The sequence below is a fragment of the Skermanella mucosa genome, from assembly GCF_016765655.2.
GTDB classification, from domain to species: Bacteria; Pseudomonadota; Alphaproteobacteria; order Azospirillales; family Azospirillaceae; genus Skermanella; species Skermanella mucosa.
In genome coordinates, this window is record NZ_CP086106.1 from 2,667,866 (window position 1) to 2,682,281 (window position 14,416).

At 66.3% G+C, this 14,416-nt stretch carries 12 protein-coding genes; all 12 read right to left on the reverse strand.

Annotated elements, in window-relative coordinates; genetic code table 11:
- Positions 1 to 149 precede the first annotated feature (149 nt).
- Positions 150 to 1,802: a chaperonin GroEL gene (groL, locus tag JL100_RS12130; RefSeq protein ID WP_202679611.1), complete on the reverse strand. Its 1,653-nt coding sequence runs from the start codon at positions 1,800 to 1,802 to the stop codon at positions 150 to 152.
- Between the two features lie 37 nt (positions 1,803 to 1,839).
- A complete protein-coding gene (locus JL100_RS12135; RefSeq protein WP_201080463.1) occupies positions 1,840 to 2,127 on the reverse strand; it encodes a co-chaperone GroES in 288 nt (95 codons plus the stop codon).
- 250 nt (positions 2,128 to 2,377) lie between these two features.
- Positions 2,378 to 3,685, reverse strand: coding sequence for a GTPase HflX (gene hflX / locus JL100_RS12140; protein ID WP_407697016.1), 1,308 nt, complete (start codon positions 3,683 to 3,685; stop codon positions 2,378 to 2,380).
- Positions 3,686 to 3,716: 31 nt separating this feature from the next.
- Positions 3,717 to 3,965, reverse strand: a complete 249-nt coding sequence (hfq, locus tag JL100_RS12145) for an RNA chaperone Hfq (protein WP_158045550.1) — start codon at positions 3,963 to 3,965, stop codon at positions 3,717 to 3,719.
- Between the two features lie 77 nt (positions 3,966 to 4,042).
- Positions 4,043 to 4,771, reverse strand: coding sequence for an HAD family hydrolase (locus JL100_RS12150; protein ID WP_202679610.1), 729 nt, complete (start codon positions 4,769 to 4,771; stop codon positions 4,043 to 4,045).
- Positions 4,771 to 5,634 (reverse strand): D-amino-acid transaminase, encoded by an 864-nt coding sequence (locus tag JL100_RS12155; protein WP_202679609.1) that lies wholly within the window; start codon positions 5,632 to 5,634, stop codon positions 4,771 to 4,773. Before JL100_RS12155 ends, JL100_RS12150 begins: the two co-directional genes overlap by 1 nt.
- Positions 5,635 to 5,689: 55 nt before the next feature.
- Positions 5,690 to 7,066, reverse strand: a complete 1,377-nt coding sequence (trkA, locus tag JL100_RS12160) for a Trk system potassium transporter TrkA (RefSeq protein ID WP_202679608.1) — start codon at positions 7,064 to 7,066, stop codon at positions 5,690 to 5,692.
- A gap of 21 nt (positions 7,067 to 7,087) precedes the next feature.
- Complete coding sequence (gene ntrX / locus JL100_RS12165; RefSeq protein WP_202679607.1) at positions 7,088 to 8,494, reverse strand: nitrogen assimilation response regulator NtrX; 1,407 nt, start codon at positions 8,492 to 8,494, stop codon at positions 7,088 to 7,090.
- Positions 8,484 to 10,757 carry a sensor histidine kinase NtrY-like gene (locus JL100_RS12170; RefSeq protein WP_202679606.1) on the reverse strand — a complete coding sequence of 758 codons (2,274 nt, stop codon included), beginning with the start codon at positions 10,755 to 10,757 and terminating at the stop codon, positions 8,484 to 8,486. The genes ntrX and JL100_RS12170 overlap by 11 nt, the downstream gene beginning before the upstream one ends.
- 72 nt (positions 10,758 to 10,829) lie before the next feature.
- Positions 10,830 to 12,284 (reverse strand): nitrogen regulation protein NR(I), encoded by a 1,455-nt coding sequence (gene ntrC / locus JL100_RS12175; protein ID WP_202679605.1) that lies wholly within the window; start codon positions 12,282 to 12,284, stop codon positions 10,830 to 10,832.
- Entirely contained in the window at positions 12,284 to 13,414 is a 1,131-nt protein-coding gene (locus tag JL100_RS12180) for a two-component system sensor histidine kinase NtrB (protein ID WP_202679604.1), read from the reverse strand. Before JL100_RS12180 ends, ntrC begins: the two co-directional genes overlap by 1 nt.
- On the reverse strand, positions 13,414 to 14,400 hold the full coding sequence (dusB, locus tag JL100_RS12185; protein ID WP_202679603.1) for a tRNA dihydrouridine synthase DusB: 987 nt from the start codon (positions 14,398 to 14,400) through the stop codon (positions 13,414 to 13,416). The genes JL100_RS12180 and dusB overlap by 1 nt, the downstream gene beginning before the upstream one ends.
- Positions 14,401 to 14,416: the final 16 nt, after the last annotated feature.

The window sequence follows — 14,416 nt, forward strand, 5'->3', positions numbered from 1 at the left end:
GGCTATCCAAGCGGCATTTCGCCATACGACCTTCGGATAGGATGGGCTGTCTTCCGCTGATGACTCCCGGAAACGGAAAAGGGCCGCAGCGCGATGCTGCGGCCCCTTCCCTGTTCGACTTCCAGCCGGAGCGGCCGGACGACCGGTGCTTAGAAGCCCATGTCGCCCATGCCGCCCATGCCACCCATGCCGCCCGGCGGCATGGCCGGGCCGCCCTTGGGCTCCGGCTTGTCGGCGATCATCGCCTCGGTGGTGATCAGCAGGCCGGCGACCGAGGCCGCGTCCTGCAGGGCGGTGCGCACGACCTTGGTCGGGTCGATGATGCCGGCCTTGAACATGTCGCCGAACACGCCGTTCTGGGCGTCGTAGCCGTAGGACGGATCGGTCGACTCGAGCAGCTTGCCCACCACCACGGCGCCGTCGGCACCGGCGTTGTCGGCAATCTGACGGGCCGGGGCCTTCAGGGCGCGACGGATGATCTCGACGCCGACCCGCTGGTCGTCGTTGGTCACCTGGACGTTGTCCAGGGACTTGATGGCGTACAGCAGGGCCGCACCGCCGCCCGAAACGACGCCTTCCTCGACCGCGGCGCGGGTCGCGTGCATCGCGTCGTCGACGCGGTCCTTGCGCTCCTTCACCTCGATCTCGGTGGCGCCGCCGACGCGGATCACCGCGACGCCGCCGGCCAGCTTGGCCAGCCGCTCCTGCAGCTTCTCACGGTCGTAGTCGCTGGTGGTCTCATCGATCTGACGACGGATCTGGGTGCAGCGGGCCTCGATGTCGGCACCGGCGCCGGCGCCGTCGACGATCGTGGTCTCTTCCTTGGTGATCAGCACGCGCTTGGCGGTGCCGAGCATCTCCAGGCTCACGTTCTCGAGCTTGATGCCGAGATCCTCGCTGACGACCTGGCCGCCGGTCAGGATAGCCATGTCCTCGAGCATCGCCTTGCGGCGGTCACCGAAGCCCGGAGCCTTCACCGCAGCGACCTTCAGGCCACCACGCAGCTTGTTGACCACCAGGGTGGCCAGGACCTCGCCCTCGACGTCCTCGGCGACGATCAGGAGCGGACGGCCGCTCTGGACGACGGACTCGAGGACCGGCAGCATCGCCTGAAGACCGGAGAGCTTCTTCTCGTGCAGGAGAATGAAGGGATTCTCCAGCTCGGTGGTCATCTTCTCGGCGTTGGTGACGAAGTAGGGGCTGAGATAGCCGCGGTCGAACTGCATGCCCTCGACCACTTCCAGCTCGGTCTCCAGCGACTTCGCCTCTTCGACGGTGATGACACCCTCGTTGCCGACCTTCTCCATGGCGCGGGCGATCATCTCGCCGATCTCGCGCTCGCCGTTGGCCGAGATCGTGCCGACCTGGGCGATCTCAGCGTTGGTGTTGATCTTCTTGGAGGAGGCCTTGACGGAATTGACGACGGCTTCCACCGCCAGGTCGATGCCGCGCTTCAGGTCCATCGGGTTCATGCCGGCCGCGACCGACTTGACGCCCTCGCGGACGATCGCCTGGGCCAGGACCGTCGCGGTGGTGGTGCCGTCGCCGGCCAGGTCGTTGGTCTTGCTGGCGACCTCGCGCACCATCTGCGCGCCCATGTTCTCGAACTTGTCGGACAGCTCGATTTCCTTGGCGACCGTCACGCCGTCCTTGGTGATGCGCGGTGCGCCGAAGCTCTTCTCCAGCACCACGTTGCGGCCCTTCGGGCCGAGCGTCACCTTGACGGCGTCGGCCAGAATGTCCACGCCGCGCAGCATGCGGGTGCGGGCGTCGACCGAAAACTTAACTTCCTTGGCAGCCATGCCCTGGATCTCCTATATGGCGGTTGACGCGGGGTTTTTACTCGAGGACGCCCATCAGGTCGGACTCACGCATGATCAGCAGCGTGTCGCCCTCGATCTTGACCTCGGTACCGGACCACTTGCCGTACAGCACCTTGTCGCCCGCCTTGACGTCGAGCGCGGTGACCTTGCCGTCCTCGCCGCGGGCACCGGGGCCGACGGCGACGACTTCGCCCTGCATCGGCTTTTCCTTGGCGGTGTCCGGAATGATGATGCCGCCGGCAGTCTTGTTTTCCTGCTCGGTCGGCTTCACGACGACGCGATCATGCAAAGGCCTGAACTTCATGGGATCTCTCCGAGATGTCTGTCGCCGGCCTTGGTGCCGGCTGTGTTGTCAGCGCTGGGTGTTAGCACTCAAGGCCAGGGAGTGCCAGCCGTATAGCGGCAGATCTCCCCGCCGTCAAGCATTTCACCCCGGCAGATGGGGTCTCGCCTCTTTTGCGCCAGGGGTCGCGGCGCGTTTTCCCGGGGCAAAATGAAGGCCGGCACCCTGGAAGGCGCCGGCCCGGAGATTTCCGCACGCGAACGGATATGCGTCAGGTGGCGGGATGGTAATCGTATCGTCGCTCGAAACGGGCGAGGTCGGCAGGATCCAGGGCGATCTGGAGATGGGCGAAGGACTCGTCGTCCCGCCGCTCCAGCACGTCCCCGCGCTGGTAGAGCCAGGCCAGCGCCGCCCCGTCGTCGATCCGGACGGCCAGCTCGACGGTCTGCCGGTCCATCGTCATATGACGGTCGAGGAGCGCGAACAGCTCCGGTAGCCCCTCGCCGGTCAGGGCCGAGACCGCCTGCATATGGTCATTCCGCGCGGCCTGGGCGAGCAGGGCGTTCCGCGTCGCGGCGTCGAGCAGGTCGATCTTGTTCAGCACCTCCACCACCCGTCCGTCCTGGGACGGATCGATGTCGAGGTCGCGCAGCACCGCTTCCACGTCGGCCTTCTGGGCCTCCGAATCCGGATGGGCGATGTCGCGGACGTGCAGGACGATGTCGGCGGCCTGCACCTCCTCCAGGGTCGCCCGGAAGGCTGCGACGAGGTGGGTCGGCAGGTCGGAGATGAACCCCACCGTGTCGGACAGGATCACCTTGCGGCCGGTCGGCAGCTCTATCCCGCGCATTGTCGGGTCGAGCGTCGCGAACAACAGGTTCTTGGCGAACACGTCGGCGCCGGCCATCCTGTTGAACAGCGACGATTTGCCGGCGTTGGTGTAGCCGACCAGGGCCACCACAGGATAGGGCACCCTGTCCCGCGCCTTGCGGTGCAGGTCCCGGGTCCGCCGGACCTCGTCCAGCTCGCGCTTCAGCTTGATGATGCGGTCGCCGATCAGGCGGCGGTCGATCTCGAGCTGGCTCTCGCCGGGTCCGCCCAGGAAGCCGAAACCGCCGCGCTGGCGCTCCAGGTGGGTCCAGGACCGGACCAGCCGCGATCGCTGGTAGCTGAGCGCGGCAAGTTCCACCTGCAGTTGCCCTTCGCGGGTCCTCGCCCGGGCTCCGAAGATTTCCAGGATCAAGCCGGTGCGGTCGATGACCTTTGCGTGAAGCCCGCGTTCCAGGTTGCGCTGCTGGACGGGCGACAGTGCGTGGTCCATCACGACCAGGTCGATCGGTTCCCCCCGCTCCTCGGCGTCGCGGATGAGGCCGGCGAAATGCTCCACCGTGCCCGATCCGAGCAAGGTCGAGGGCTGGGGCCGGTTGACCTTGACGGCTTCGGCGTGGGCGACATCCAATTCGATCGCGGCAGCCAGCCCGACGGCTTCGTCGAGGCGAGCTTCCGGGCTGCGCATGCCATCGTCGATCTTGGCTTCGCGCAGGATCGGATGGATCACGAGGGCGCGGCCGGTGCCCATGGCGGACCGGCCGGTGCCCTGATCGGGTGCGTTAGGTACCTTCACCTTCCTTGGGCGGTTCGAAAAGTTGAATAGGATGGGCAGGCATCACGGTCGAGATTGCATGCTTGTAGACCAGTTGGCTATGCGCATCGCGTCGCAGCAGGACGGAGAAGTTGTCGAACCACGTTATGATGCCTTGGAGCTTCACGCCGTTCACCAGGAACACGGTGACCGGAGTCTTGTTCTTTCGAACGTGGTTTAAGAAAACGTCCTGAACATTTTGACTTTTTTCGGACATGTGCAATCGCCCCGTTGTGATGGTTCTTGGGGCCCCATCCCAGAGCCCGGATAACATTCCATAACCCTTTTGTTGGGCTATTTTCGTTGTTCGACTGGAGTCTCCAGCGATATGGGGGCGCCAAGGCGCCGCACCAAGTCGGATACTATATCGCAGGTGTCAAACCGGTGCGCAGGCGGAAAATTCCCGAAGTCGTCCGGACTGTCCCCGATCAGCACCGGAACGCATCCGCCGGCATGGGCGCACTGCATATCCACATCTGCATCGCCGATGAACCAGACCTCGGGACCGGCGATCAACCCGCCGGGTTCAAGGGCCATGTGGATGGGGTCAACCGCAGGTTTATCTTGGGGCGCATCACCTGCCCCGACGAGCTTGCCGAAGTAGCGGTCCCAACCGAGCTGGGCCGACTCGGCCCGCAGGAAACGGCCGGTCTTGTTGCTGACCACCCCGAGATAGACGCCCTGCCCGGCCAGTACCGACAGCAGCTCCTCGGCACCCGGGAGCGGCTTAAGGTAATCGAGATGGTGGCGGCCGAAATGGTCGTAGAAGATGTCGCGCGCGTCGGTCCAGCGGTCGCCGAACAGCCGGGGGAAGCTGTCGCGAAGGCTCTGCCGGACGCGGAGGCGGGTCTCCTCCAGGGTCCACGGCGGCAGGCCGTGGGCGACCAGCGCGGCGTTCAGCGCGGCATGGATGCAGCCCCAGTTGTCGACCAGGGTATTGTCCCAGTCGAACAGGACCGCGCGGGGAAGCCGCGACGGCTCCCCGTTGCTAATGTCGGGGGCGGCAAGGCCGTGTTCCGGCATCACGACGCGCCCGCCGTCCGAGCATACTCGAGGTAGGCCTGCCTCAGGCGCTCGCCCAGGGAACCCGGCTTGCCGTTGCCGACGGTGCGGTCGTCGATCCGGGTGACCGGCATCACGAAGGTGCTGGCGCTGGAAACGAATGCTTCCCGCGCCCTGTAGGCTTCCTCCAGCGAGAAGGGGCGCTCCTCGAACGGAATGCCGGCTTCCTTGGCCAGCCGGATGATCGACAGCCGCGTCACGCCGTTCAGGATCAGGTTGTTGGCGTAGCGGGTCACCAGGGTGCCGTCCTCGGTGACGATCCAGGCGTTGCTGGAGCAGCCCTCGGTCACGTTGCCGTCCGGATCAAGCTGCCACGCCTCGAACGCCCCAGCCTCCACCGCCTGTTGCTTGCCCAGCACCTGCGGCAGCAACGCCACCGACTTGATGTCCCGGCGCAGCCAGCGGATGTCGGGAATCGAGATCACCTTGACCCCGTTCTCCAACTGTTCGGCGGTAGCGAAGGCGGCCGCCCGCTTGGTCGTCATCACGAGGGTGCTGTGGGAGTGCTTGGGGAACTTGAAGTCGCGCGGGGCGACGCCGCGGGTGATCTGGAGATAGATCGTCCCTTGGGTCACGTGGTTGCCGGCGATGAGCCGACGCATCAGCAGCTTCAGGACGCGGGGCGCCACCGGCCACGCGATCCGCAACTCGTTCAGCGACCGGGCCAGGCGATCAAGGTGCCCCTGCTCGTCGACGAGCCTGCCGCCGATGATCGTGACCACCTCGTAGACCCCGTCGGCGAACTGGAATCCGCGGTCCTCGACATGGACCATGGCCTCGCCGTGGGGAACGAACCGGCCGTTGACATATGCGTATCGAGCCATGCTTTCCGCTTCTTTGGGTGAGCTTTTCAGGATCGCGGGACGGGTCGGCGGGCGTTCAGAAGAACTCGAGCCGGACCGCGAACATTTTCTCGACCTTCTTCACCTGCCCGACCGCGGCCAGGATGATCACCCTGTCGTGCGGCTTGATCACCGTGGAGGGCCTGGGGATGATCACCTCCTCGCCGCGCACGATGGCGCCGACGATCACGCCGGTCGGCAGTTTGATCTCGCGCAGCGGCGTGTTGATCAGGCTGGAAGTCTCCAGCGCCTCCGCCTCGATCACCTCGGCGAAGCCTTCGCGCAGGCTGTGGACCGCGCGGATCCGGCCGCGCCGGACATGTTGCAGGATGGTCGAGACGGTGATGGTCCGCGGGCTGACCACCGCGTCGATGCCGAGCGTGGTGACCAGCGGCGAGTAGGTCGTCTTGTTGATCAGGGTGATGGCGCGCTGGCAGCCGTAGCGCTTGGCGAGCAGCGAGGCCAGGATGTTGCCCTCGTCGTCGTTCGTCACGGCGACCACGGTCTCCGCCGCCCTGACATTGGCCTCCTCCAGGATCTCCGGGTCCAGGCCGTCGCCGTGCAGGACCATGGTCCGGTTGAGCCGCTGGGCGATGTACTGGGCGCGGCCGCGGTCGACCTCGACGATCCGCGCGCTGACCTGCGGATGCTTCGCCTCCAACTCTTCGGCGAGGCACAGGCCGATATTGCCGCCGCCCAGGATGATGATCCGGCGGGCCTCGGTCTCCTCATGGCCGAAGGCGGCCATGGCGCGACTCAGGTGCCGGGTGTCGGCGACGAAATAGACCTCGTCCCCTGGCAGCATCTGGTCGTCGCCACCGGGGATGATCGGCTTGTCGTTGCGGACGATCGCCACGACCTCGAGATTCAGGTCGGGAAACAGACCGGTCAACTGGCGTAGCGGCGTGTGCAGGATCGGGCAGTTGTCGGAGCAGATGACGCCGATCACCCGGACCTTGCCGTCGGCCAGCGGGATCATGTCGAACGCGCCCGGAACCTGGAGCCGGCGGGCGACCGCCCGGGCCACCTCGATCTCGGGCGAGATGATCACGTCGATCGGCATGTGCTCGCGCGAAAACAGGTCCGCCCATATGGGAGCCAGATAGCTCTGGTTGCGGACGCGGGCGATCTTGGTGGGCACATTGAACAGCGAATGCGCCACCTGGCAGGCCACCATGTTGACCTCGTCGGCCAGGGTGACCGCGATGATCATGTCGGCGTCGGCGGCGCCCGCCTGCTCCAGCACGTTGGGGTGGGAGGCGAATCCGACCATGGCCTGGACGTCCAGCGTGTCGCTGATCTTCTGGATCAGCTCCGGCGACTGGTCGATCACGGTGACGTCGTTGTTCTCGGTCGCGAGATAGCGCGCGATGTTGGAGCCGACCTGGCCGGCGCCGCAGACGATGACCTTCATGGACCGGTGACCTTCATGACCTCAATCCCCGGCCAGCTTGTGGGGGGGCTTGTCGTTGCCATGCACGCCCAGCGACTTCAGCTTGCGGTGCAAGGCGGAGCGCTCCATTCCCACGAACGCGGCCGTGCGGGATATGTTGCCGCCGAACCGGGTCACCTGGGCAAGCAGATATTCGCGCTCGAACACTTCGCGGGCCTCGCGCAGCGGCAGGCCCATGATCTCGCCGCCCTTGTCCCACTTCAGGACCGTCGGGGTGATGGCGCCGATCTCGGGCGGCAGCATGTCGGCGCGGATCGGCTCGCGCGGGTCGCCGGTCGACATGATCAGCAGCCAGTCCACGACGTTGCGGAGCTGGCGCACGTTGCCCGGCCAGTCGTAGGCCTGGAGCGCCGCCATGGCGTCCTCGCCATAGTCGCGGGCGGGCAGGCCCGCCGTCTCGGACGAGCGGATCATGAAGTGGCGGGCCAGGAGCGGAATGTCCTCGCGACGCTCGGTCAGCGGCGGGACCCGGATCGGCACGACGCTGAGCCGGTAGAACAGGTCCTGCCGGAACCGCCCGGCCTCAATCTCCGACGGAAGGTCGCGATTGCTCGACGCGATCACGCGGACGTCGACTTCGACCCTCGCGCTGCCGCCGACCCGCTCGAAGGTCTGCTCCTGGAGCACGCGGACGATCTTGCCCTGGGTCTCCAGCGGCATGTCCGCCACCTCGTCCAGCAGCAGGGTGCCGCCATGGGCCTGCTCGAAGGTGCCGACCTTGCGCGGCAGGCCGTCCTGGCCGTGCTCGGTTCCGAACAGCTCGACCTCCAGCCGGTCTGGCCGCATGGTCGCGCAGTTGAGCCCGACGAAGGGGCCGTCGGCCCTGCGGGAGCGGGCGTGGAGAAGGCGGGCGACGACCTCCTTGCCGGAACCGGCGGGGCCGGTGATCAGCACCCGGCTGCCGGTCGGCGCCACCTTCTCGATCGAGTGCCGGACATGGTTGATCGCCGACGACTTGCCGATCAGCTCGATCTGGCCGCCGGTCCGAAGCCTCAGCTCCTCGTTCTCCCGCCTGAGCCGGGCCGCCTCGATCGCGCGCTCGACCAGGACCAGCAGGCGGTCGGCCTTGAACGGCTTCTCGATGAAGTCGTAGGCGCCCTGCTTGATCGCCGACACGGCGGTCTCGATCGTCCCGTGGCCGCTGATCATGATGACCGGCATGTTGGGATGATCGCGCTTCAGCTCGGCCAGGATCTGGATGCCGTCCAGCCGGCTGCCCTGGAGCCAGATGTCCAGGATCACCAAGCTCGGTCTTCGGGCACCGACGGCGGCGATCGCCTGGTCGGCGTCGCCGGCCTGCCGGGTCTTCATGCCTTCGTCTTCGAGGATACCCGCAATCAGCATGCGGATGTCCGCTTCGTCATCGACGATCAGGATGTCATGCGCCATAGCGACTCTGTTTCTGCTGCGTTTCTTCGGCGGCCACGGCCGGCGCGGCGATTTCGGTCTTGGGGATCACCAGACGGACTTGCGCGCCCGGGCCGGAAGCCCTGTCTTCGAGCACCAGCTCACCGCCATGGTCTTCCATGATCTTCTTGACGATCGCGAGCCCAAGCCCGGTGCCCTTGGCCCGGGTGGTGACGTAGGGCTCGGTCAACCTGTCCCGTTCCTCGTGGGGCAAGCCCTTGCCGTTGTCGGCGATGACGATCGACACCCGGTCGTCGTCCACCTCCAGGCTGAGATCCACCTGCCCCGGCGGCAGCGTCCCGATGTCGGGCGCGGGGCGGCCGTCGATCGCGTCCACTGCGTTCTGGAGCAGGTTGGTCAGCGCCTGCGAGATCTGCCGGCCGTCGCACGGCACGGTGAGCGGCCCGGGCGGCAGGTCGGCCGTGAACTTGATGGCGGGATGGGCGCTGGACTGGAGGAACACGGCTTGGCGACACAGTTCGTTGATGTTCTGTGGCTTCATCACCGGGCTCGGCATCCGCGCGAAGGCGGAGAACTCGTCAACCATCCGGCCGATATCGTCCACTTGGCGTACGATGGTATCGGTACACATCTGGAACGTCTCGGGGTCGCTGGTGATTTCCTTGAGGTATTTTCGGCGTAAACGCTCGGCCGAGAGCTGGATCGGGGTCAGCGGGTTCTTGATCTCGTGCGCGATGCGACGCGCCACGTCGGCCCAGGCAGCCTTGCGTTGCGCCGAGAGCAGTTCGGTGACGTCGTCGAAGGTCACGACGAAGCCGCGGATGTCGCTTCCGACCGACTCGGCGGCGACCCGCACCAGCAGGGTCCGCGTCGCCCCGGCGCGGCGGAGCTGGACCTGGGCCTCCATCAGCTTGGCCGGGCGGCGCCGGATCATGCCCATCAGCTCGCCCATCTCGGGCGCCACGTCGACCAGCTTGCGGCCGATCAGGATCTCCGGGTCGTCGACCCCCAGCAGGTGGGCGCCGGACAGGTTGGGCAGGTTGATGCGGCCCTCGTGGTCCAGGCCGACGACGCCGGCGGAGACGCCGGCCAGCACGGTCTCGGTGAAGCGGCGGCGCAGGTCGAGCTGGCGGTTGGCCTCGATCAGTTCGCGCCGCTGGCTCTCCAGCTGGCTGGTCATGCGGTTGAAGGCCCGGCTCAGGGTGCCCAGCTCGTCCTCCGGCAGGAGTTCCGGCACGCGGGCTCCCAGATCCCCTGCCCTCACCCTCTCGGCGGCGCCGATCAGCGAGCCGATCGGCGCCACCAGCGCCGTCGCGAAATTGAGGCCGATCCACACCGCGGCCAGCAGCAGCAGAAGCGCCACCACGACGAAGATCAGCGTCACCGTGATCTGCAGGCTGGAGCGCTTGCCTTCCAGTTCGGCATAGGCGCTGGCCGCCTCCTGGGCCGACTCCATGTGGTTCAGCACCCGCGGCTCCACCAGCCGGCCGACGAACAGGAAGGTATCGACGAAGCGGTCCAGCCGGACCAGCGCCCTGACCCTGTCGTCGGTGTCGGTCACCATCAGGACGACCTCGCCCTGCCGGGCACGCTCCAGGGCGCTCTCGGGGATCGGCTCGAATTCCAGCGTGAAGGACAGGCCGGAACGCGCCAGCATCCTGCCGCTGCCGTCGAAAACGATCGCCTCGGTCAAGGCCCGCAATGCCGCCTGGGTCGCGACCACCTGGGCGAACCGGCCGGGATCGGTCAGCAGGCGCGCCGCCTCCCGGTTCAGGTCGTTGGCCATGGCCAGCGCGTCGGCCCGGATCACCTGCTGGTGCTCGTGAAGATAGGCTTGGGCGACGGCGCGCGACTCGTTGATCGCGGTGCGCACCCGTTCGCTGAACCAGGACTGGACGCCGACATAAAAGAAGATTGCGGAGAAGGCCGCGACGATGATCGCCGGCATGACGGCCAGAAGGCTGAAGGTCGCGACCACCCGGACATGGAGGCGGGACCCCGCCAGGCCGCGCCGCCGCTCGATCCACAGCCCGACGATGCGCCGCGCGATGATGGCGCCGAGCAGCAGCAGCAGCGCCAGGTCAAGCGTCAGCAGCAGGCTGACCGTATTGGGATCGTTGCCGAACGGAGGCGTCGCGGTCAGGGCCGCGTATGTCGCGAAGCCGGCGCCGATCGCCGCGACGGCCAAGGCGACGGCGAGCTTGCCGGCCAGCCCGACGCGGCTGGCCCAGATCAGGAACTGATTCCAGAAGGATTGCGGCATACCCGCGGGTTCACTGGTCATCTGTCTCGTCGCACCGGGCTCACCCTGAACCCGTCCTGTGACCAGGATGTCACGAGACCGATGCAGGGTGTGTTATTTTAGCCCACGGATGACCTGAATATCCAGTTCGCGAATCTTCTTTCTGAGGGTGTTCCGATTAAGTCCCAACATCTGTGCAGCCTTGATCTGGTTACCGCGCGTCGCCGAGAGGCTGAGGGAGATCAGAGGGCGCTCGATTTCGCGCAGGACGCGGTCGTACAGACCGGCGGCCGGGATGCCGTCCTTGTGGGCCGCGAAATAATCTTTCAGATGCCGTTCCACCGCCGAGCTGAGGCCTTCGTTCTGGTGCTCCTCGACCTGGGGCGTGGCGGGCGCCGCGTCGGCCAGCTCGGACTCGATCACGTCGATGCCGATCACCTCCTGGCTGTAGAGCGCCGCGAGGCGCCGCACCAGGTTCTCCAACTCGCGCACGTTGCCGGGCCAGCGATAGCGCTTCAGGCGGTCCATCGCCGGGCCGTCGATGCTCTTGATCGGCAGCCCTTGGGCGGAGGTCAGGGTCAGGAAATGGCGGACCAGCGACGGGATGTCCTCGCTCCGTTCGCGCAGCGGCGGCAGGCGGATCGGCACGACGTTGAGCCGATAGAACAGGTCCTCGCGGAACAGGCCCTGGCGGATCAGCGTGCGCAGGTCGCGGTGGGTCGCCGCGATGATCCTGACATCGGTCTTGATCGGGGTGCGGCCGCCGACCGTCGTGTACTCGCCCTCCTGGAGAACGCGGAGCAGCCGGGTCTGGGCTTCCAGCGGCATGTCGCCGATCTCGTCGAGGAACAGGGTGCCGCCTTGGGCCTGCTCGAACCGGCCGGTGGATCGGGTCGTGGCACCGGTGAAGGCGCCCTTCTCGTGGCCGAACAGTTCCGACTCGATCAGCTCGCGCGGGATCGCCGCCATGTTGATCGCGACGAATGCGCCGTTGCGGCGCTTGCCGTATTCGTGAAGCGCGCGGGCGACCAGTTCCTTGCCGGTGCCGGACTCTCCGGTGATCATCACCGTCAGGTCGGTACCCATCAGCCGGGCCAGGACCCGGTAGATCTCCTGCATCGCCGCCGACCGGCCGATCAGGGGGAGCTGCTCCTCCGTATCCGCATTGTCGAGGGCGCTGTTGCCATTGAGGGCGAGCGGCTGGGGCGCGCTGAGGGCGCGCTCGACCACGTTGACCAGTTCCTTCAGGTCGAACGGCTTCGGCAGGTATTCGAAGGCGCCGCGCTCGGCCGCCTTGACCGCAGTCATCAGCGTGTTCTGGGCGCTCATCACGATGACGCGCAGCTCGGGGCGGATCTTCTTGATCCGCGGGATCAGGTCGAGTCCGTTCTCGTCCGGCATGACCACGTCGGTGATGACGAGATCTCCCTGCCCGTCGGCCACCCAGCGCCACAGGGTCGACGCGTTCCCCGTGGTCCGTACGTCGTGGCCAAGCCGGATCAGGGCCTGGTTCAGCACGGTGCGGATCGCGCGGTCGTCATCGGCGACCAGGATCGTCGATGACGGCATTACGACTGCTCCAGAGACTGTTCGAAATCGGCATACATCGGTAGCGATACCTTGAATACGGTTCGGCGCGGCAGCGTCTCGAAGTCGATGACTCCGCCATGGTCGCCAATCAGTTTCGCAACCAATGCAAGACCCAGGCCGGTTCCATTCCGCTTGGTCGTGACGAACGGATCGAACAGATGCGAACGGAGATCCTCCGGTATGCCGTTGCCATTGTCCTGCACGCTGATCAACAACGGCAGGTGGACTCGGCTGTCGGTGCCGGGAACGGCCAGCCGGACGCCATGCTGGTAGGCGGTGCTCAAAATAATCTCACCGCTCTGTTCCGGAACCGCTTCTGCCGCATTTTTAATCAGGTTGAGGAAAACCTGGATCAGCTGGTCGCGGTTGCCGTACACGTCGGGAAGGGACGGATCATACCTTTCCGTGAAACGAACCGTGCGGGCGAAGCCGCTCTGGGCGACCTTGCGGACATGTTCCAGAACACTGTGGATATTGACCGCCGTCCGATCCGGCGGCCGCTTGTCGGAGAACACCTCCATGCGGTCGACCAGCGCCACGATGCGGTCGGACTCGTCGCAGATCAGGCGGGTCAGCTCGCGGTCCGGTTCGGACGCGTTCTGTTCCAGCAGCTGGGCGGCTCCGCGGATGCCGGACAGCGGGTTCTTGACCTCGTGGGCCAGCATCGCGGCCATAGCGGTGACCGAGCGGGCAGCGTTCCGGTGGGTCAGCTGGTTATCGATCTTGCGGGTGATCGATTTTTCATGGAGCGACATCACCACGCAGTCCGCCGGCTCCCCCAGGGGCGCCACGCGGACCGTGACCAGATGGACACCGATCCGGGGCGTGTCGAGGGTGACGCCGTATTCCGACATGCTGGCACCGCCGGCCAGGGCCTGCTCGATCAGGAAGAATACCGGGCTGTCCGCCGGCAGCAGGTCGGTCAGCGGCTGGCCGATCAGCGCCGCTGCGCCGCAGTCGAAGAACTCCTGGGCTTCCAGGTTGACGTAGCGGATCTCGTGCCGGTCGCCGATCACCAGCACCGGATCGGGCAGCGCGTTGAGGATGCCGGAGGGATCGATCTCCTGCCGCATCGACTTGCGCCGCAAGGGGGTTGCCGCGCGCGCCATCAGGCTGCCATCCGTTCGATTTCGGGGGAATAGAAGGACCGGATCATGTCGAGCACGACGGCCGGATCGGAGATGCGGTTGACTTCGGCACGGAACTCCGCCGAGCCGGGCAACCCCTTGCTGTACCAGGAGACATGCTTGCGGGCGATCTTGACACCGGTGTCGGTACCGTAATGTTCCAGCATTGCCTCGTAATGTTCGAGAAGCGTGGCGAGTTGATTCTCGAGCCGCGGGTCGGGCAAGCGCTCACCGGTGCGCAGGTAATGGATCACCTGGCCGATGAACCAGGGGCGGCCATAGGTCCCGCGTCCGATCATGACGCCGTCGGCGCCCGAGTCCTCCAGGCAACGGGTCACGTCCTCGAAGGTGGTCATGTCGCCGTTGGCGATGACCGGTATCGAGACGACCTCCTTCACCCGGCGGATCGCCTTCCAGTCCGCGGCGCCGGTATAGAACTGGCACCGGGTGCGCCCGTGGACCGTGACCATCCTGATGCCGCATTCCTGTGCAATACGGGCCAAGTTGGGAGCGTTGCGGTTCGAGTCGTCCCAGCCCAGCCGCATCTTCAGCGTGACCGGGATGTCCACCGCCTTGACCGTCGCCTCCAGGATGCGGGCGGCGTGGACCTCGTCCCGCATCAGGGACGATCCGGCATGGCCGTTGACGATCTTCTTCACCGGGCAGCCAAAATTGATGTCGATCAGCGCGGCGCCCCGGTCCTGGTTCAGTTTGGCCGCTTCCGCCATGACCGCCGGCTCGCACCCGGCGAGCTGCACGGCCATGGGAAATTCCTCGGCGCAGTTGGTCGCCATCTTCATGGTCTGGCGCGACGCGCGGATCATCGCCTGGCTGGCGATCATCTCAGACACGACGAGACCGGCGCCGGCTCGCTTGACCAGACGGCGGAACGGCATGTCCGACACGCCCGACATGGGGGCCAGGATGACGGGGTCGTCAACCCTGATGGATCCGATGTTAATGCCCATCTTTTGGGCAAATCCC